This is a genomic window from Croceibacterium xixiisoli, assembly GCF_009827305.1.
Classification (GTDB): domain Bacteria; phylum Pseudomonadota; class Alphaproteobacteria; order Sphingomonadales; family Sphingomonadaceae; genus Croceibacterium_C; species Croceibacterium_C xixiisoli.
Map to the genome: position 1 here is coordinate 380233 of NZ_WTYJ01000002.1, position 19562 is coordinate 399794.

Consider the following 19562-nt stretch of genomic DNA (forward strand, 5'->3'; position numbering starts at 1 on the left):
AGGGCCGCATGAGAAGCGAGGCTTATCAGGGGGCTGACATGGGTGGTAACAGGGCAGATCCAATGGTGCAGGCGGCCTGATGCTGGGTCTGATCGCCGGCCATTTCCATGACCATCAGCCACCCGCCGCGCCGCGCCTGCTGGCCGATGCGGAGGATCGCCCCGGCCAGTCGCTGATCTGGCTGGTCGATACGCTGGCCACCATGTCGGTCTGCGCCTTTGTCTGCGACATCACAGGGCGAGTACGGGCAATGACCCCGCTGGCGCAGGATCTGATATCGGCCGGCAATTGGCTGGCCCATCGCGACAATCGCCTTTTCGCCGCCCGTGCCGAAGAAACCCGCCGGCTTCATGCCGAACTGGTGCAGGCGTGCGGCCCGGATGGCGCATCGCAGCTGTCCTTCGTCATGCATGGCCATGATGGGCAGGTGCTGCCGCTGGAGGTTCTGCCCCTGTCGGCTGCTCCCGATCTGTCCATAACCCCGCTGGCCCTGCTGATCGCGCGACCCATGCGGGGGGAAGACCAACGATCCATGGCGCTGGCCAAGGCTCTGTTCGGCCTGACCGACGCGGAGGCGCAAGTCGCCAGCGGGCTGCAGGCCGGCCTCACCGCCAGTGCCATCGCCGCCCGGCGCGGTGTCGCTGTGGGCACCATCCGCACCCATATCCGCCGCTTGTTCGAAAAGGCCGGCGTGGCCAGCCAGATTGAACTCGCTGCCCTGCTCAACAACCGCTGAGGCCGGCAGTCCCTCTCCACGTTGTCATGCCGGACTTGATCCGGCATCCATCCCTCGTCACCCACGGGAGGGTTTGTAAATGAACCAAACGGCATTCCCTCGGGCGCTGACGCAGCGATCCGGCGCAGCATCAGCGGCGAAGGCCACATGGATGCCGGATCAAGTCCGGCATGACGAAGTAAGTGACCATCAGCTGACAAAAATTACGGAAAACAAAGGCAAATAGATCGGCGATCCGATGCCATCGGTTCGAAAACCCGCCCTCAGAACTCGAAATAATACGGGGTGCTGTCCACGGTTTCGACGACGCGGCATCCGCTGGAAACCTCCTTGCAGGCATCCAGCGCCAGCCGTCGCGCCTGATTGACGCGGCCGGCGAAACCGGCGTGGAACCGGCCGTCGCTGCTGCGGGCGATGGCGAAATGGCCATTGCCGCCCCACAGGCCGATGGTGCAGTTGCGCCCGCCACGATATTCGCATTCGCGCACGGCGTATCTTTCCGCCTCTTCGCGCGAACTGGCCCGCTGGCTGCCATAGGCATAGTCGTGCTTGCCATCTTCGGTCTGCCAGAAAGCGATCGCGGCAAAGGATTGCGCCATATAGCCGGGCCCACGCACGGCGGGTGTTTCGAACACCTGGCCGGGCGCCGAATAGCCGGTGCCGAACATCACTTCCGGCGGCGGGGAGACGCAGGGCAGGCCGCCAGCGCAGGGCATGTTGTAAATCGGCGGAGGATTCTGTGCCACGGCCGGTGCGGGGACGAGGCCGAAAAGAGACGTCAGCATGGCGGACAGGAAAACGATCAGGCGCATTGGGGCTCTCCCACTCTCTCGGCGCAATATGCTAACCCGCCTCGTGGCAAAGCCTATGGCTTCGTCATCGGCCTGACCCTGGCCGCGCACGGACTGCCGCAGTCATGAAATGAAGAATTCTATCGGCACGGTCACCTCCATCACGTCCGGCTGATCAGGCGGGATCGGGGGCAGCGGCTGGGCACGGCGCAGCGTATCGAGCGCGGCCCGATCGAGCAGCGGCGATCCGGCCGATTGGACGACAGAAGACGACAAGATGCGTCCATCGCGCGCGGCACGAAAACGCACATGGGCCACGCCCTGCAGGCGCCGCGCGCGGGCGGCGGCGGGGTAGCGGCGGAATTTTTCCAGATGCCCCAGCAGCAGCGCCTGCCAGCTGGGATCGGCATTGCTGGCCATCTGGCGGGCCGGCGGGGCGGGCAGGGATCGCGGAGCGGTGGTTTCCGGCACCGGATCGGCCGCCTGCGCCGGTGGCATGGGCGGCGGAGGCGGGGGCTGGATGATGGTGCTGCGCGGCACGTCGATAGCCTTGGGCAGCGGGGGTATTTCCTCGAGCGGTTGGGGCGCCTGTTCCTGCTGCTCCGTCTGGCGCGGACCTTCGGGCACTTCCTCCACCGGTTCCGGCGGGGCGGAAAGTGGCAGGTTTTCCACCACCAGAGGTTCGGGCGGGGGTGGGGTGGGCTGGACGATGTGCCAAGTGACGAAGATACAGGCGAGCACGAACAGGCCGATCCCGCCGGTCCCGCCCAGGCCTGCCATCCGCGTGCGCCAGCCGGTCGGCTGATCGCTGTAGCGTCCGCCCGCCGCCCGGGCATCCGCCAACGGGACTGGGCGGTATTCCGTCGACGGATCATGGGCCGGCACGGGCCAGCGGGGGGCGTTCATGGCGGCAGGCCTCATGATCTTTCGCTTCCGATTGCGGCGGGGGGCGTGGCCGGCAGCAGCCCGGCCTGTGGCACACGGGCCGGTTCAGCTTGCGGTTCTGGGCCCGGGTCAGCTTGGGGTTCGGGCCTGCGGATGATCCAGCGGGCCCAGAAGATCAGGAACAGCGCGATCCCGATGCTCCAGCCCCAGCGCCAGTTCCACACCCATTCGCGTTCGGGGCGAACATGCAGCCAGAACATCGCATAGCCAAAACTCATGCCGATGCAGGCCATCCACTTGGCCTTGCGTGGGACGGCGCGGTTGCGCCGCCAGGCGCGCAGATTGGGGCCGAATTTCGGGTGGTTGATCAGCCATGCTTCCAGTCGGGGGCTCGATTTGGCGAAACAGGGCAGGGCCAGCAGCAGGAAGTCGGTGGTCGGCAACAGCGGCACGAAAATGCCGATGAAGCCGATCCCCACCATCAGCAGGCCCAGCACCAGCCAGAAGGCACGCGAAAGCCGCCCCCGCTGCATCGGCGGGGGCGGCTCTTGGGTGGGGATGGGCGCGTCAGCTGATGCGGGCATCGACATGGCGCTGCACCCGGGTGAAGGCGGCTTCGGCCCCGGCCACGGCGCGGCGCTGTTCATCGTCCGAAAGCGCCACCGCATCCAGTGCAGCGGTGAAGGCCCGCCAATGCGCAGCAGGCCCTTCGGCTGCGGGGGCGAGATGGCGGGCGCCGTGATCGTCCGACAGGCCGATCTTCGCCGCAGCCTTGCGCAGCAGTGCCGCCCCCATGTTGGACCCTTCGGCCACATAGAGCCAGCCGAGCGCGGTGGGCAGATCCACCGGCTCTGCCGCCACGAAGGCCAGGCCTTCTTCCGATCCATCGGGCGGGGTCCGGTCCAGATCGGTCAGATCTGCGGAGATCAGCGCCAGCCGCCGCCGGTCTGCCAACCCCGGCAGAGCGTTCTGCAATGCCGGGACGTCATAGAGCGCGTCGATATCGCGGTGGAACAGATACTGCACTTCCGCGAACCGAACATAGCCATCGACACTGTCGAAGGAGGCTGCCGACATAATCGATTTGTCGAGTTTGTCATGCGTGTCGTGCGTCTGGGCTTTCAGCCGCTTCGACAGGGATGTTTCGCAAACGTCAGTCATAACAGGTCCTTCGGGTTCCGTGCTCAGAAACGATAGCTGATGCCCACACGCACGGTGTGCAGATCGGCATTGGTGTTGTGGCGTCGGCCGTTGACGACGTTCGACGATCCGGTGACTTCGCGCCATTCGTTGATCGGCGCCTCATAGGCAGGGATTTCGAGAAAGTGCCGTCGCCGAAATCGATGATCTGCGCCGGCACTTGCTGATAGCCGACCACTTCGTAATATCCGTGGTCCAGCACGATGCCGGCCCGCGCATCCTTGAAGGTGAAATCCTTGCGGTCGAACCGGGCGTAGCCGTAATCCACCCGCATGGACCAGTTGCGGCCCAGCGAGCGTTCCATGCCCGTACCGAACACCGCGCCGGCGCGCTGCTGGCGGTCCTTTTCGAAGAACAGATGCTCCACGGCCTGCCCGACGCCCATCTGCTCTTCGTTGTTGGTGGGCCAGGAACGATACTGGTTGCGGGTCTGGGTTTCGGTAAGCCAGGCGAGGCCCGCCGTGCCGTAGAACAGCGTCTGGCCTACCGCATAGCCAAGCCGGCCGCGCAGCGTGAGCATGCGGTCCCACTTGTATTCGGTGTCGGATTCCAGCGCGCCATTGCTCTGCAGATAAGGGATGTTCTGCTGGTCGCCGGTCAGCCCCACGCTGGATGTGCTGGCAAGATCGCCGGAGGAAATATCGGCCTCGATCCCGAGCACCACGTTGGACGGCAGCTGATAATTGTACCCGGCATGCAGCCCGCCGATGAAATTGCGCATCGTCTGGTCGATGCGGCTGTTGTTGACCAGATCGGTCGGCGTGCCGGCCAGATCGGTCACACCGCCGCGCGTCTTGCCCACGCCATAACCGATGCTGCCGCCGACATAGGGGCCAGTCCAGTCGGTGGTCTCGCCATCGCTGGCGAACCATTTCGCCGGCCACATGGCATGTGCCGTACCGCCTTCGCCCGAACCGAATGTGCCGGTGAAGCCGATGCGGAATGTGCGCCCCGGCGCCGGCACATAGGCCAGGCTCATGGCTTCGTTGTAATAACGATCGGTGATGTTATCGACGCTCCAGTCGATCGACAGCCCGTCGCTGACGCGGAAACTGCCGGTCATGTCGACCACCACATAGGGCTGCCAGGTCACCGCCGTGATCAGCGGCATGTAACCGCTGTGCGGCACCTCGGCCCCGACGATCCGCTTGCCCATATAGGTCGCCCGCGCGCCCAGCATGGCCCGATCATCGAAGAAGGTCTGGCTGACCGACAGATTGGCCGCCCAGCGCGGCGGGATGTAATTGGTGCCGTAATCGGATGCGAGCGAGCTTTCCACGCAATTGCCCGCCGTGCGGCAGAACTCGACATGATCGTAATAGGTTGCCCCGGCATCCAGCTTGAAGCCGCCCTTGCTGTAGGACAGGCTGCCCTCCAGCCCGCGGAATTTCGCCCGGTCGATGTTGAACATCTGCATGGCGAAATACTGGCTGATATAGCGTCGGCTGATGTAGCCGTTGATATCATTGTCGAAGCCGGTCAGCTTCAGCCCCAACTGGTCATCGCTGCCCAGCAGGCCATTGTGCAGATAGTTGACGCCCGCTTCCCAATTGCGTGCCTCTTCTTTGTGCAGATCGGGGTTGGCGATCATGAAGAAACCGGTCGTCGCCTCCATCAGCGACGGCAGCCGCGCGGCCTGCTTGTAGCTGCCGAAAATCTGCAGCCCGTCCAGCGGCATCAGCGCGCCACCCAGGGAGAAGCTGACCGCATCCTCGCTGCGGCTGAAGATCTCGGTGTGATAGGTGGTGCCGGTCTGCTTGTCGTCCAGATCATAGGACTGGTACCGCAGCCCGCCGTCCAGCCGCAGCCAGGATACTGGCTCATAGCTCAACTGCCCGAACAGGCTCACCTCACGCCGCGATCCTTCGCGGCCCGGGGGGATGGCGCCGCCGGTTACCCAGCCGTCCACCGGCCCGGCATCCTCGCGCAGATAGGATGCGCCATAATCGGCCGAAATCAGCCCCAGCCCGGTGCTGATGCGGCTGGAATTGGTCAGATCCGCCCCCCAGCTGTCGACATAGCGGGGCAGGGCGTTGGTATTGGCCAGCGATGGGGCGGATTCCTCCAGCCGCTCAGCTTCACATCCAGCAATTCGCTGGCCGGGTTGAAGCGATAGCGCGCGGTAAAGCGGTCGAGCGCGGTGTGCGACAGCAGCGGGTTCTGGAACACGGTCGCCGTGGCGCTGCCGACCGAACCGGGGTAGTTTTCGCCGAAGCGGCTCCAATATCCGCCATAACCCAGCTCGATCGAATGATCGTCAGCCGGGCGGATCACCGCCTTGACCAGCACGGATTCGGTATCGGTGGAGGTGTTGAGCACCTCTTCCCCGGCCACGAAGGGCGTCGATCCGGTGCAGGTGTAATATTCGATCGCGCGCGCGCACAGGGCGGCAAGTCGCTCATCGCCCGGGTTGGATGCGCAATAGGCTGATGGGGTGCCGGTCACCTGCGGCGCGGTATCTCCGCGCGTGCCGGCGTGGTAATTGCCCGTGCGGCGCAGCGAATAACCGGCGATGATGTCCACCGCATCGCTCTTGCGTGCAAACACCAGGCTGGCCGATCCGCCGGTCGCCTCCAGAAATCCGGGCCGGTCATTTTCGCGGGTGCCGGCCAGCGGCAGGCCGCCCGATGTTCTCGGCTCCAGCAGGCTGCGCGTCTGGCCGGACCGTGGCTGGCTGGAATTGTTGGACAGGCTGGCCTTGACCCGCACCGCCATCTCGTCGCCCTCGGGCACGATGTCATCGGCGCTCAGCGTGCTCATGCTCACCGATCCGCCGATGCCCCCGGCGATGGCATTGGCCATCGACGGGCCCTTTTCGATCGCCACATGGCTGATGAAATCGGGATCGACGAAGCTGCGGTTGCTGGTGCCCTGATAGCCGCGATAGACGGTCGTGCCGTTGATCGCGCCATCCACCGTCACCGGCACGCGCCCCTGGCCCTGCATGCCGCGAATGTTCACGTCCAGCCCGCCGCTGGTGCGCGCTTCACCCACGATGACCCCGGTCGCCCCGCGCAGCATGTCGGCCGGGGATTGCGCCGGGTAGCGTTCCAGCGTTTCGCGGGTCACCACGCTGACGGAACCGGGCGTGGCATAGACGCTGCCCTGCGTCCCGTCCTAGGCGGCGGTGCGGCCATTGTCACCGGTCCCGCCCGTGCCATTGGTGTTACCGCCATTTCCCGACGTGCCCTCGACCCGCAGGGTGCCCAGCTGGACGGATCCATCCTGAGCCTGCGGAGCCGCTTCCAGCACTGCGGTGTTGTCATCGGCCATCCGCCAACTCAGCCCGGTTCCGGCCAGCAGCCGGCCGAGCGCCTGGGCCGGCGCCTGGTCTCCGCGCACGGCGGCAGACTGCCGCCCGGCGGTCAGCCCACCGCTGGCGGTCACCTGAATGCCGGACTGGCGGCTGAACAGCACGATCGCATCCTGCAGCGGCTGGGCCGGGATGTCGAAGCTGCGGGTGGCGGCCTTGTCCTGCGCGGCGGCGGTCACCGTCATCGCTGCCGTCAGCGCCAACGCCGAGGGGACCAGCGCCGATGTGGTCAGCAGCATGCCTCCCATTGCGCCCAGCCGGGCCTTTGCGGAAAGATCACGCCCGCGCATCAACATACCCATCGAAATTCTCCATCTGAACCTTGTCGATGCTATTGCGAATGGCTTGCATCAACTGAGATGGAAGTGAGACGAGTGGTGAGGCGGCTTTTTCAGAAAATCTTTGTGCGCTGCGAAAAATTTTCCGCAAGGCGCTGGATAAAAGAGGAAATTTGGGTGAGGGATTCATGACCGGTCAGGAAATCACGATCAGCCAGGGCGTGATCTGGCGCACGGTTCCGCCAGCTTCGCCGACCAGGGCGCGCAGGGCGGCTTGCGGATTGCGGGCATCATAGACGCCATCCATCCGTTGCTGGCCCAGGTCGCTATTGGTCAGCAGGATGCGCCCGCCATACCAGGGGCGCAATTCATCGATCACCTCGGCAATCGGGCGGTTGTGCGCCACCACCCGGCCTTCACGCCAGGCCCCGACGAGCGCCGGATTGCTGCGACCGTCTTCGACCAGATGATCGCCATCGATCCGCACCCAATGCCCGGCGGTCAGTTCGCGGGCCGTGGACGGGGCAATGCCCTGGTCCAGCACGCGCACCCGCCCATGGGCCACCGCCACCGAAGTGGTATCGCCGATCTGTCGAACGTCGAATCCGGTGCCCAGCACCGTGGTGCGGACATCGCCGGATTGCACGCGAAACGGGGCGTCCGGATCGCGCTCCACCTCGAACCAGGCCTGGCCGGCCAGCAGGCGCACATGGCGCTGCCCCTTGGCATAATCGACCGCGATTGCACTGTCGGGCCCCAGTTGCACCTGGCTGCCATCGGCCAGTGCCAGCGTGGTCATCTCGCCTGCGCCGGTCCTGTGATCGGCCTGGGCATGGATCACGGCAGACGGCGCAATCCAGGCCAACGCCAGTGCGGCCGCCACCGCAGCCCCGGCAGATCGCACCGCCGTTCTGCGTGATCGCATCCAGCGTGGCGTGCGGGATTTTGGTGTCGGGCGCAGATCGGACAGGGGTGGGGCCGTGGCATCATCCTGCCGCTGCGCTTCCCGCCAATGGCTGGCCAGTTCCGGCTCGGCCTGTCCCAGCAGGTCGAACACTTCGCTGACCGATGCCCAGGCGCGCGCATGGCTGGCATCCTCGTCCAGCCAGGCTTCGAACCGCGCCAGAGTGGGCGCATCCTCAGGCTCTTCGCGCAGCAGGATCAGCCAGTCGGCCGCCTGGCGGTGGGCGGGGTGCAGATCAGCGTCCATCGGCACGCTCCTTTCCGCCACCAGATAGAGCTGCGGCGCAGGCTTTCCGCCCGACAGCGCCACGGCGCGCAGCCGCAGCGCACGCTGCCGCCTCCGTCGCCGGATCTGCTCGGGGGAACGCCATCTCATATGTGTCAGACGTTCGGGGTCGGGCAGATTTCAGAAAAATTCGTTCGTCCACGCATGCGGCGGGTTGGGGCACATTGGCGGATCGATGCAGCACCATCATTTCGCCTTCCCCCGGTCCAGCCCGCAACGATCGGCACACACGGCCAGACCTTCGGAAATCAGCAGATGCACCAGCGGCACCGACACCTGCAAATGGTCGGCAATCTCGCGCAACTTATATCCGCCGAACCGGTACATTTCGATTGCCACCTGCTGCCGTTCCGGCAGGGTGCGCAGCACGCCCAGCACGCAATCCAGATCCCGCCGCGCCCCCAGTGCCGTCTCGGGGGAGGGGCGGTCATCGGCCACGATCTGGCTGGCGTCATCCATGTCGCCACCGCTGATCCGCCCCTCACGCGCCTTGCGGCGCAGCAGATCAATGGACAGATTGCGCACCATGGTGCGCAGATAACCCAGCGGCGCGCGCACCTCCGCCGCAGCGCTGCCACTGCGGGCGGCCAGCGTCAGCCAGGCTTCCTGCACGACATCTTCTGCCTGGCCGCGATCGCCCAGCACCTTGGCGGCATAGTCCGTCAATGACGCGCGGTGCGTCATGAAGAACCGCATCGCCAAATTGTCCTGCTGCACCGCCGCCTTCTTGTCCAAGCGCGCATATCAAGCGCAAGTTGCGAATAATTCGCAACAGCGTTAGGGCAGGTTTCGCTGCGGGGCAAGCCCTCGCAACTGTATCAATTGGGGAACATCGCCAGCTTGCTTCCGAGTGGCGCCGGGCCTCAGGCGGCTTGGCTCAGCCCCATCATGGTGTTTCTGATTTGCGCTTCGGTCAGCCCGAAATCGCTGATGTTATATTGATGCCCACTCAGCCTGCCATGGCGCGGCTGCTGCATGAAACTTGTCATGCGGTCCAGCACTGCAGGCGTCAGCGACCACCCCATTGTGTGATACAGTCGATGGACCTCGCCCTGCCAATCGGCCTGCATCGCAGAATAGGCAACCAGGGCCGCATCGCTGTGCCGGACGAGCGCCTGGGCCATTCGCTCCTCACGCAGGGCGACTTTGTGCAACCACTCTCTGCCGATCCAGCGATCATCCACCCGGTCGGACTGCAGCGCCATCTGGTTGCGTACCAGCGACGCGGATGATCCGACGATCTCGACCGGATCGCGTTGCAACACGATCAGTCTGGCATCCGGGAATATGTCCAGCACCGCCTCCAGATCCTGCGCAAACTGCGGCAGCTTCATGATCCAGGGTTTGTCCGTCCGGTCGCGCCGCAGCCAGTGGATGGTCTGCAGATGGCGGCGAAACTGACGATAGACGGGCCGGCTGTCACTGGCTTCCCCATGGCGGGCGAAGCTCGGGATGCGCCATTGTGCCTCGAACGCGGCGCCATAGAGGCTGATGTTGTGCAGCCCGATTTCCTCATCGGCGTCGGTTGCCTGTGTCGGGTGGATCGCGGCGAACTTGGGATTCAGCCAATGCGCCAGGCTCAACGCCATGCGTGAGCGCCAGCGGCGGTCGTCGAACGGCAACCAGTCCCAGCGCGGAACCGGGTTCCAGCTTTCGAAGAATCGCGTGAAGGTGAAGGCCGGATCGCAGGCCAGCAAACGCTGCATCAGCGTGCTGCCGGATCGCATCTGTCCCACGATGATGATCGGCGCGGTCATCGGCACATCAGCAATTTCCGGATGGCGATGCCACAGGGATGCTGCGCGCAGCCGGTTGGAAAGGGCGGCAACGATCTGGCCATAGGCAATCGTCAGGCCAAGCGCATTCAGTCCGGCTTCCTGCTGCAGGGCGTCGGCCAGCAGGTTCAGCCGGGGGCGCCAGCCATCGTCCTCTTCCCCGAAATTGCAGAGCCCGGTGCTCTCCCGCGCCGCTGCGATCATCGCCAGCGGATCAAGGGCGGGGCGGTCGCTCCACCCTTGGCGCCATCCATGTTCCAGCAAGCTTATCAACCGCCCGGCGCGATCCCGCCGCTCTGTCGGTTCAATTGAATGCGATACAGGCAGGAAGGTCGAGGCCATTGGGTCGTTACCTTCCGTTTCCATCCAGAGCGGTTTTCACGATGACGCTGGTCGACAGCAATATGCCGCACACCAGCGCGGATATCGCCAGCAGACCAGCGGGTGTCAGATCGGCCCGGGCGACGAACTTCACTCGCTTGCCCAATCGCATGCCGACCTTGGCGGTCTGTCTTTCTGAAAGCGCATTCATGACCTCACAACGCGCGTGACTTGGCAATGTGCCCGGCAGGTACACGCATTGTGAAATCCATCATTCCGGCTACATCAGGGGTGTGGCACGATCCCGGCTGAAACTGTTCTTTGACGGCGGCGCGCGCCCCAATCCCGGCCAGATGGAAGCGGCGGTGGTGATCCGTGGTGCGGTCCATCTGTTCGAAGACATGGGGCAGGGCAGCAACACTGATGCCGAATGGCTGGCCCTGATCCACGCTCTGAAACTCGCCCGCACGCTCGGTCTGACCGATGTGGAATTTATCGGCGATTCCCGGGAAGTGGTGCTGGCCGCCAACGCCGCCCTGCGAAGCGGCCACGCATCTGGCGGGCATGCCGCCACCATGCTTGCCCTGATCGCAGACACACGGCCAGCCCGCATCCGCTGGATCAAGCGCGAACAGAATCTCGCCGGCATAGCGCTGGAAGCCCGTTATCGCTGACTGTAACCAAATTCTCCCTGCCAATGGGGAGGGAAGCCGTGCGCTGTACGGTGAAGGGACTGTGCGAAGCGCGGGAGCGGCCGGTGCCAAGCGCGGTCGCAGTTCATGACCGCCCGATCATCGTCCCGCTTCATCCTCGCGCTGATCTACATCGCCGCCGGCATACTCCACCTCGCGGTCCCGGCCCCTTTCCTCTCGATTGTGCCTGATTGGGTACCCGCCCCGGCGCTTGTGGTGATGCTCACCGGCTGGGCAGAAATCGCGGGGGCCGTTGGTCTCGTCCAACCGTCCCTCCCCAGGCTGCGCATTGCTGCCGCCTGCGGCCTGGCCGCCTATGCCCTGTGTGTCTGGCCCGCTAACGTGCAGCATATGCTGCTCGACCTGGCCAAACCGGGTCAGGGCCTGGGTCTTGCCTATCACATACCGCGTCTGGCCTTTCAGCCGGTGCTGATCTGGTGGCCGCTATGGGCGGCGAACCTGCTGCATTGGCCCCAGCGGCAGGGCTGAAGCCCTACACGGTGGCCCAGCGCCGTTCGAGATGGGGCGAGGCAACCAGGCTTGCCGGGCGCGGAGTGCTGGGCGGGGGATCAAACACGCCCTCAGCAAGATAGCGGAGTGCGTTGGAAACGCCGGCGTGAGAAAACGGCTTGGCGATCACGCCATGCGCGCCGGTGAAATCCTCCGGGATACGGGCGACATTGGCCGTGACAAACACGATCAGCGCATCGGGCCAGCGCTGCTGGATCAGCAGGCTGACATCCAGCCCGTTGGATCCCTGGGCCAGGTTAATATCGACAAAGGCCAATTGCGGCATGATGTCATCGGGCAGTTGCTCGACCTCATGCAGGCTGGCCGCTTCCGCCAGCACCCGATGGCCATTGTCTTCGACGATTGCTTCCAGATCCATCGCCAGCAACATTTCATCTTCGACGATCAATATTCCCATGATTTCGTTCATGAACCCACCGCGCTGCGTGGAAAGCTGATGGTCACGCAGGTGCCGGGCGCATTGTCGCTCCAGCTTGCTTCGGCATTGGCTTGTCGCGCCAGCCGGGTGATCAGCGCTGTACCGATGCTTTTGGTTCGTTTGGTTGACGGTAAGCCCGGGCCATCGTCGCAAATCCGGATAATCCCCCGCTGCTCTCCATCTTCCACCAGCACGCGCAGATGGCCGGAACGTCCGTCCGGATAGGCGTGCTTGATGGCGTTGGTCAGAATCTCGTTCAGGATCAGACCAAGGGCAGACGCATGAACGGAATCCACGAACATCGGCTGGGTTTCGATATGCAGCTTTATGTCGGTTCGTCCGCTTGCGCCCACGACATCTGTTGCCAGGCTTTGCACAAAATCGCCGATGTCGAAACGGGCAATGTCTGAAGATTGGTAGAGCTGGCGGTGGACGACGGCCAGCGCATCGATCCGCTCCATCATGGATTCCAGTTTGGCCGTGGTGGCAGGATCGTCGATCGTGCGTACCTGCAGCCGCAATAGCGATCCGATCATGGTCAGATTGTTTTTGACCCTATGATCCACCTCATGAAGCAGCATGGTCTTCGCTTCCAATGCAGCCCGCAGGTCGGCCGTCCGACGCTCCACCTCCCGTTCGACCAGAATCTTTTGATCGATGATGACCTTCTGGGCCTCGATCCGTTCAGTCACATCCAACTGAGAGGCGAAGAAAAAGCGGATGACACCATCCGGATCGCGCACCGGCGACAGATACAGAGCATTCCAGAATGTGGATCCGTCCTTGCGGTAATTCAGCAGATCGACATCGACATCATGGCCATTTGCGATTGCACTGCGCACCTTGGCGACAGCATTCATATCGGTGTCCGGACCCTGCAGAAACCGGCAGTTCCGGCCCAGAATTTCGTCTTTTTCGTAGCCCGTAAGTTCCTGGAACGCGACATTGCAGAACACGATCGGATTGTCGGGCTGGGCTGGATCGGTGATGACCATGGGCATGCGGGTGGCGCGCACGGCTGCGGCGAAAGGGTCGCCGCGCCCGTGCTCATAATCCAGAATATCTGTGAGATGCCAGTCGTCCCGCTGCTTCAAGATGCTACTCCATTGTGCGCTGATGATGGCGCGCGCCTATCAAACACACGCCACCGTGCCGCGTTCCTGCAGGCAAACAAAATGGACAGATATCCGCGGATCGCGCCCGATCTGCTGAGGTGATTGGGTAAGGGGCTTTATCAGGGACAGTGAAGCCATGGCACCTCCTGAGTCAGTCCTCCTTCTTCGCTCCGGTCTGCCACCGATCGCCCTTGTCGTCGGCGGATTTTTTCGAGCCAGCCAGCTGGTCATCCTTCCGCCCGGGGCGGGTCTGGCTCTCGCGCGGGCCGGTCCTTTCCGGCTCGATCGGTGTGTGGCTTGGATTCTGGGTCACGATACGGGAATCATCCGGCTCATACTCGCCCATCACACTTCCTTTCTTGCGTAACGCCGGGTTTCAGCGAACCGGATCAATCGATCATGCCCACTGCATTCGCGGCCTCGAACTGTTACAACGCATCATGTCGTGGAAACGATCCGGCATCGCGTCTATCGCCTCAGCATGAACTCCGCTTCTGCCAGCAGCGATATTCTCATTGTTGGCGGCTCGCTGGGCGGGCTGATGACCGGGCTCGCCCTGACACGGCATGGATTTTCGGTCACCGTGCTCGAACGATCGACTGATACGGATCGCACGGGTGCTGCGCTGCAGGTCGGCTTCGGTCTGCTCGAACGGCTGACCGGGCGCCCGCAAGCGGCAGAGATCATGGAAACCGGCGTGCAGGCCTGGCAATCGGTTCATCGAGGTCTTTGCGCTGCGGCGGAGGGGGCGGGCATTGCGATCATCCGCAATGCCCGCGTTACGCAAACCGGCCAGAACGCCGATACCGCGTGGGCGCTGACGCAGGATGGTCTGCGCTTCGAAGCCGAAGTCCTCATCGGCGCGGATGGCTATCAAAGCGTGGTTCGGCGGCAGATCAGCCCCGAACGGCCCGATGCGGTTTTCGCCAACTATCTGGCCTGGGTCGGCTTTGCGGAGGAATCCGAACTGACCGCACGCTTCCCCCCGCATCTCGAATTTCTCGAATCCGGCCCTTATCTGCTGCTCGGCTTCCCGCTCACCGCCGCCGATGGCAGCGCCCAGCGCGGCCGCCGCCGCGTCGGCTGGGGCTGGTATGACGCCGGCCATAACGAGATTTTGCGCCGCACCGGCGCGGTCGAAGGCTCGCTGGTCCGCCATTCGCTGCGCCCCGGTGACATGCCGGACGCTCTGTTCGATGATCTCGCGCGCCTTGCTCGCCGGAACTGGCCCAGTCCGTGGCGGGAGGCGATCCTGGAATGCATCGATCGGCGCGCGGTGCTGGGCACGCCGGTGGTGGAATATGTGCCTGATCGCCTGGTGTCGGGGCGCATGGCGCTGGTGGGCGACGCCGCTCATGTCTGCACGCCCATGACCGGCAACGGCTTTGCCACCGCCGCCAGCGATGCCCTGGCTCTGGTGCAATTCCTCGATTCCGCCGCGCTGGCAACCGATCCTGTCACCGCGCTGCAAGCCTATGAAGCCAGTCGCCTGCCCGAAGTCCGCCGCCTGGGCCAGTCAGGCCAGCGCATCAGCCAGGATTTCGTCCGCAATGCGCGAGGGCGGTGAGGACCCGCTCAAAATGCCACTTCAACGCCTTCGAAATCGAACATCTTGCCGGTGTCGATCACCCGGATACCCTCCACCACATCCAGCAGTTGCAGCGCCGCGCGTTCGGGGTCGAACAGCTTGCCTGCCGGCACATTCGCCTGGAACGGCCGCGATAGCGCGGTGTCCACTGTGCCTGGGTGCAGCGTCACCACGATCGATCGGTCGTTGCGGCGGCGGTCTTCGATGGCGATCGTGCGGATCAGCATGTTCAACGCCGCCTTCGATGCGCGATAGCCGTGCCAGCCGCCCAGGCGGTTGTCGCTGATCGATCCGACCCGGGCGGAAAGCGCGGCAAACACCGTCCGCCCGCTGCGCGGCATGATCGGCAGGAAATGCTTGGCCACCAGCGCGGGGCCGATGGCATTCACGGCATGCACCTGTGCCAGCCATGCCGGGTCGAGATCGCGCAGCGCCTTTTCCGGGCCATGCTCGCCCTCGTGCAGCAGCCCGGTGGCCACGATCACCAGCGTCGGCGCCGGTCCCTGCGCCACATGGGCGGCGGCGGCGGCGATGCTGGCTTCATCCAGCAGATCCAGATGCTGCGCTCCGCTGCGCGACCGGGCGAAGCCATGCACTGCCGCGAAGGCGCCTTCGTCCACCAGCGCCGTTTCCAGCGCGGCCCCGATCCCGCCCGATGCGCCCACGATCACGGCACTGGCCGGCGCGTCCTTGCTCATGACCGGTGAAACCGCCAGCGATCGGCATCGCTCTCGCTTTCGATGAAGCGATAGCCATCGCTGTCGAAACCGCGCATCGCATCCACATCGCTGATGTGGTTTTCACACATATATCGGGCCATCATGCCCCGCGCGCGCTTGGCGTTGAAGCTGATGAAACGCGGCCCGTCCGGACCCGGCTCGCGGAATTCCACCTCGATCACGCGCACCCCGTCCAGCCGGCCCTTCACGGCGGCGAAATACTCCAGGCTGGCCAGGTTCAGCACCACATCGGTGCCGGCGTCTGCCAGCTGATCGCGCAGCAGCGCGGCGATCCGGTCGCCCCACCAATCGGTCAGGCTCTTGCGCCGCGGGGCCCAGCGCGTGCCCATTTCCAGCCGATACGGCCGGATCGCATCCAGCGGGCGCAGCAGGCCATAAAGGCCCGACAGCATGCGCATATGATCCTGGGCGAAGGCCACGCCGGCTTCGTCCAGCGTATGCACCTCGAACCCGGTGTAGACATCCCCGGCAAAGGCAAACAGCGCCGGCCGTTCGGGCAGATCGGCAAAATCGCGGAACCGGTCAGCGTTCAGCTTGGCCAGCTTCGGGCTGATATGCATCAACTCGCTCAGCTTCTTCTGCGACAGATTGGCCGCCGATTTCGCCAGATCGCCCGCTTCTGCCGCAAAATGCGGGCGGGTGGCGTTGAGCGGCGGCAGTTCGCGCTCGAAATCGAGCGTCTTGGCGGGGGAGAGCAGGGCAAACATGCCATGCCCGTAAAGGCGCAGGCCGGCTTCGTCAAAAGCGGACGCGGCCGGCCCGACCAGGAAAAAATGACCCCTCCGATGATCCGCTTTGCCGCGATCCACCGATTGGATTGTTGAAACCGCGAATTGCACGAATATCCAGGGGGGACAGAATGATCATCAAGACACGCAGCAAGCCCATCCATGCCTTGCTGCTGCTCGGCACATCGAAGGCCGCGCTGCTGGCGGCGGTGCTGGCCGCGCCCGCGCCGGCCTTTGCCTGCACTCCGGCCGCTGCCAATGGCGTCACCGTCAGCTGTTCGGGCGCCAATGACGGCTATGGCACAGGTACTGAAAATGACGTGACGGTGAATGTGCAGACGGGCGCCCGGGTCGAGGGAGACAAAACCGGCATTGCCCTGGGCGACGGCGCGCACATCACCACCCTGACCAGCACGCTCGTCAGCGGATCAGAGGCGGCGATTTCTCTGGGCGAGGATGCGGATGTGCTGATCGCCGGCCGGGTGGAATCGGGCGGTTTTGGCGTATTGGCCGGCAGCGGCTCGGTCTATCTGTTGCGCAACGGATCGATCACCATCACCAATCCGGACGATGTTCCGGATGAGGATGACTATGCCGCGATCAATCTGCGCGGCGAGGGCAAGGCCAGCATTTCCGGCTCCATCATCACCCGGGGCGATCTGGTGCAGGGCGTCCATATGGAAGCCGCTGCCGAGGTGGAGGTCACCTCCACCGGATCGATCCGCACAGAGGGCAATTATTCCAGCGGCATTGTCCTCTCCAGCTTCGAGGAAGCAGGCCAGCAACGCATGGTCACAATGGCGGGCAGCATTTCCACCGCCGGGCTCTATGCCTATGGCATCGACGCGCGCGATGCGGTGGATGAAGGGCTCGTTTCCACCCGTACCACCACCATCCACACCGGCACCATCACCACCACCGGCGATGGCGCATCGGGCATCCTCGCCAGCTTCGCGCCCGACAGTGAGAGCAACGTCACCATTGGCGGGGCGATCACCACCAGCGGGGAACAGGCGCATGGGCTGTTCATCGGCGTGGCCGGCGGCGGCAGCGCGCCGATCCACCTCACCTCCGGCGCCCGGATAGCCGCGCAGGGCGTGAACAGCCATGCCATCGCTTTGGCCGCATCGGGTGAATTCCCCGGCGTGGGCGAAGCCGTTATTCGCATCGATGAAGGCGCGCATCTGTCCTCCACCAATGCCGCTGTCATTGGCACTGTGGATGATCCGGAAACTCCGGTCGATCCCTCGGTCAGCCGGCTCAACACCCATATCACGATCGCCGGCACCGTCGCGCGGGCGACCACCTCCGATGTGGCGATCGATCTGGGGGCGGGGGATGAGCGCATCACCCTGCTGCCCACCTATGATGTCACCGGCGTCATCGATGGCGGCGACGGCTTCGACACTTTCGTGCTGGATGGGGAAGCCGGCACCAGCGGCACCATCGCCCTGATCGTCGGTAATTCCGCCCGCGCCACCAATTTCGAGGATATTCGCAAGACGGGCGCCGGCACCTGGACGATCACCGGTACGGTACCCGGCAATCTGCCCCTGCCCGTCGGCACGGTGGAGGCCGGCACGCTGGTGATGGACGGCAATGTCGCCAATCTCGCGCTGAACGTCCGCCCCGGCGCCACGCTCGGTGGTTCGGGCCGGCTGGGCGCGGTCACCATGCAGGGCGGCACGCTGGCACCCGGATCGTCTTCGGGCGCGGGCATCGCCACGCTGACCACCGGCAATCTCACGCTTGATGCGGCCTCGACGCTGGCGATCAAGGTCAATGATCAGGGCGGCAGTGACCGGCTGGTGGTCAATGGCACCGTGGCGCTGGGCGGGGCGACGCTGGCGGTGCAGGAAATCGCCGGCAACAGCTTCGGCGGCATCAATCCGTTCGTCTACACGATCCTCGACAATGACGGGGCTGACGCGATCACCGGCCAGTTCGGCACGGTCACCAACACGCTGGCCTTCTTGACGCCGACGGTCAGCTATGCCGGCGGCAGCGGCAATGACGTTGTGCTCACGCTCACCCCCAACAATGTCCCGCCCGATCCCGAAGAACCGGAGGAACCGGTCGAACCGGAAGAGCCGGAAGAACCCACCCCGCTGTTCCCCACTGCGGCGGTAACGGCCAATCAGACGTCTGCCGCCAGCGCGCTTGACGATCTGGATCAGACAGAGGGCAGCGATGCCGCGCTCGCCTACAACCAGATCCTGTTCATGACGACGCCGCAGGCGCGGCAGATCTTCGATCTTGCCTCAGGTGAAGCGCATGCCTCCATGCAATATGCGCTGGCCGATGTGGGCGATCTGTTCACCCGCAATCTGCAGCGGCGCAGCGCATTGGCGGCCATGGCGCCGGGCGGCATCGGCCTGTGGCTGGGCGTGCTGGGGCAGGACAGCCGGCGCAGCGGCGATGGCAATGCCGCCGATCTTGCCACCCGCAGCTATGGCATCAATGGCGGCGTGGATCTGCTCCACATGGCCTTGGGCGCAGACGGCAGCCTGCGGGCGGGGCTGGCGGGCGGCTACATCCGCAGCGATGCCGATGTCGATGCGCGCCTGTCGCGGGCGGATATCGACAGCACCATGGTGGGCGGCTGGCTGGCACTGGAAAGCGGCGCGTTCCAGCTGTCGGCTGCGGTTGGCGCGGGCTGGCACAAGCTGGACATGGAACGCGAACTGCTGGCCGGCGCGATCGACCGGACGGTGGAAAACCGGCGCGACGCGCGCAGCATCGGTGTCTCGGCCCAGATGCGCTTCGATATCGATCTGCAGTCTCTGCGCCTGTCGCCGATCGCCACGCTCGATGTCACGCGCGTCACGCTGGATGCCACGCAGGAAACCGGCGCCGGCGCGCTCAACCTGCGGCTGGATCGGGCCTCCTACACCGGCGCCCGTGCCGGTGGCGGGATCGAGCTGGGATATGCCACTGGGGCGCTGGATAGCCATCTGCGGGTTATCTATGAGCACGAACTGGGCGATGGCACGCCGCTGCAACGCGCGCGCTTCGATGGCAGCCCGGATGCTTTCATCACGCGTGGGGCTGTGCGGCGGGACAGTGGTGTCGCGGTCGGTGTCGGGCTGGGCTATTCGCTCACGCCCACGCTGCGCCTCACGGCAACTTATGACGGCAGCTTCAACCAGGATCAGACCCGCCATCGCGGCGGCATCGGTCTGGGAATGCGGTTCTAGTTCAG

At 64.6% G+C, this 19562-nt stretch carries 21 protein-coding genes and 1 pseudogene; 5 read left to right on the forward strand and 17 right to left on the reverse strand.

Annotated elements, in window-relative coordinates; all coding sequences use genetic code 11:
- Positions 1–79: 79 nt before the first annotated feature.
- Complete coding sequence (locus tag GRI97_RS10890) at positions 80–736, forward strand: helix-turn-helix transcriptional regulator (RefSeq protein ID WP_161391209.1); 657 nt, start codon at positions 80–82, stop codon at positions 734–736.
- Positions 737–999: 263 nt separating this feature from the next.
- Here the strand turns inward: GRI97_RS10890 and GRI97_RS10895 are convergent, their stop codons facing one another.
- The 12 genes and pseudogenes from GRI97_RS10895 to GRI97_RS10950 all read right to left on the reverse strand — a co-directional run bounded on the left by GRI97_RS10895 (position 1000) and on the right by GRI97_RS10950 (position 10759).
- A complete protein-coding gene (locus tag GRI97_RS10895) occupies positions 1000–1548 on the reverse strand; it encodes a DUF4189 domain-containing protein (RefSeq protein WP_161391210.1) in 549 nt (182 codons plus the stop codon).
- Between the two features lie 102 nt (positions 1549–1650).
- Positions 1651–2433, reverse strand: coding sequence for an energy transducer TonB family protein (locus GRI97_RS10900; protein WP_161391211.1), 783 nt, complete (start codon positions 2431–2433; stop codon positions 1651–1653).
- Positions 2434–2444: 11 nt separating this feature from the next.
- Positions 2445–2996, reverse strand: coding sequence for a YbaN family protein (locus GRI97_RS10905; RefSeq protein WP_161391212.1), 552 nt, complete (start codon positions 2994–2996; stop codon positions 2445–2447).
- The gene (locus GRI97_RS10910) at positions 2980–3573 is read right to left on the reverse strand and encodes a biliverdin-producing heme oxygenase (RefSeq protein ID WP_161391213.1); all 594 of its coding nucleotides are present in this window, start codon (positions 3571–3573) and stop codon (positions 2980–2982) included. Before GRI97_RS10910 ends, GRI97_RS10905 begins: the two co-directional genes overlap by 17 nt.
- Complete coding sequence (locus tag GRI97_RS10915) at positions 3566–5704, reverse strand: TonB-dependent receptor domain-containing protein (protein WP_328598556.1); 2139 nt, start codon at positions 5702–5704, stop codon at positions 3566–3568. The genes GRI97_RS10910 and GRI97_RS10915 overlap by 8 nt, the downstream gene beginning before the upstream one ends.
- Positions 5605–6696, reverse strand: a pseudogene (locus GRI97_RS18615) (TonB-dependent receptor plug domain-containing protein); the annotation flags it as partial. The gene GRI97_RS10915 and the pseudogene GRI97_RS18615, both read right to left, overlap by 100 nt.
- 33 nt (positions 6697–6729) lie before the next feature.
- A complete protein-coding gene (locus GRI97_RS10925; protein WP_161391216.1) occupies positions 6730–7227 on the reverse strand; it encodes an STN domain-containing protein in 498 nt (165 codons plus the stop codon).
- Positions 7202–7393, reverse strand: coding sequence for a hypothetical protein (locus tag GRI97_RS10930; RefSeq protein ID WP_161391217.1), 192 nt, complete (start codon positions 7391–7393; stop codon positions 7202–7204). Before GRI97_RS10930 ends, GRI97_RS10925 begins: the two co-directional genes overlap by 26 nt.
- 6 nt (positions 7394–7399) lie before the next feature.
- Positions 7400–8542 (reverse strand): FecR family protein, encoded by a 1143-nt coding sequence (locus GRI97_RS10935; RefSeq protein WP_161391218.1) that lies wholly within the window; start codon positions 8540–8542, stop codon positions 7400–7402.
- A gap of 96 nt (positions 8543–8638) precedes the next feature.
- Positions 8639–9187, reverse strand: a complete 549-nt coding sequence (locus tag GRI97_RS10940) for a sigma-70 family RNA polymerase sigma factor (protein WP_161391219.1) — start codon at positions 9185–9187, stop codon at positions 8639–8641.
- Between the two features lie 128 nt (positions 9188–9315).
- On the reverse strand, positions 9316–10500 hold the full coding sequence (locus tag GRI97_RS10945; RefSeq protein ID WP_161391220.1) for a sulfotransferase family protein: 1185 nt from the start codon (positions 10498–10500) through the stop codon (positions 9316–9318).
- Positions 10501–10576: 76 nt separating this feature from the next.
- Positions 10577–10759, reverse strand: a complete 183-nt coding sequence (locus GRI97_RS10950) for a hypothetical protein (RefSeq protein ID WP_161391221.1) — start codon at positions 10757–10759, stop codon at positions 10577–10579.
- Positions 10760–10841: 82 nt separating this feature from the next.
- Between GRI97_RS10950 and GRI97_RS10955 the strand changes: the two genes are divergently transcribed.
- Both GRI97_RS10955 and GRI97_RS10960 read left to right on the forward strand, forming a co-directional pair.
- Positions 10842–11222, forward strand: a complete 381-nt coding sequence (locus GRI97_RS10955) for a ribonuclease HI (RefSeq protein ID WP_161391222.1) — start codon at positions 10842–10844, stop codon at positions 11220–11222.
- 105 nt (positions 11223–11327) lie between these two features.
- Entirely contained in the window at positions 11328–11729 is a 402-nt protein-coding gene (locus GRI97_RS10960; RefSeq protein WP_161391223.1) for a DoxX family protein, read from the forward strand.
- A 4-nt stretch (positions 11730–11733) separates the two neighbouring features.
- Here GRI97_RS10960 and GRI97_RS10965 read toward each other — a convergent pair whose 3' ends face one another.
- The 3 genes from GRI97_RS10965 to GRI97_RS10975 all read right to left on the reverse strand — a co-directional run bounded on the left by GRI97_RS10965 (position 11734) and on the right by GRI97_RS10975 (position 13650).
- Positions 11734–12180 carry a response regulator gene (locus GRI97_RS10965; RefSeq protein ID WP_161391224.1) on the reverse strand — a complete coding sequence of 149 codons (447 nt, stop codon included), beginning with the start codon at positions 12178–12180 and terminating at the stop codon, positions 11734–11736.
- Positions 12177–13283, reverse strand: coding sequence for a histidine kinase dimerization/phosphoacceptor domain -containing protein (locus GRI97_RS10970; protein WP_161391225.1), 1107 nt, complete (start codon positions 13281–13283; stop codon positions 12177–12179). The genes GRI97_RS10965 and GRI97_RS10970 overlap by 4 nt, the downstream gene beginning before the upstream one ends.
- 172 nt (positions 13284–13455) lie before the next feature.
- A complete protein-coding gene (locus GRI97_RS10975) occupies positions 13456–13650 on the reverse strand; it encodes a hypothetical protein (RefSeq protein ID WP_161391226.1) in 195 nt (64 codons plus the stop codon).
- A 99-nt stretch (positions 13651–13749) separates the two neighbouring features.
- On the opposite strand from GRI97_RS10975, the gene GRI97_RS10980 reads away from it, so the two are divergent.
- Positions 13750–14871, forward strand: a complete 1122-nt coding sequence (locus tag GRI97_RS10980) for an FAD-dependent monooxygenase (protein ID WP_202392714.1) — start codon at positions 13750–13752, stop codon at positions 14869–14871.
- 8 nt (positions 14872–14879) lie between these two features.
- Here the strand turns inward: GRI97_RS10980 and GRI97_RS10985 are convergent, their stop codons facing one another.
- Positions 14880–15590, reverse strand: a complete 711-nt coding sequence (locus GRI97_RS10985) for an SDR family NAD(P)-dependent oxidoreductase (protein WP_161391227.1) — start codon at positions 15588–15590, stop codon at positions 14880–14882.
- A complete protein-coding gene (gene yaaA, locus GRI97_RS10990; protein WP_161391228.1) occupies positions 15587–16339 on the reverse strand; it encodes a peroxide stress protein YaaA in 753 nt (250 codons plus the stop codon). The genes GRI97_RS10985 and yaaA overlap by 4 nt, the downstream gene beginning before the upstream one ends.
- Positions 16340–16491: 152 nt before the next feature.
- On the opposite strand from yaaA, the gene GRI97_RS10995 reads away from it, so the two are divergent.
- Positions 16492–19557, forward strand: a complete 3066-nt coding sequence (locus GRI97_RS10995; RefSeq protein WP_161391229.1) for an autotransporter outer membrane beta-barrel domain-containing protein — start codon at positions 16492–16494, stop codon at positions 19555–19557.
- The last annotated feature ends 5 nt before the right edge of the window (positions 19558–19562 follow it).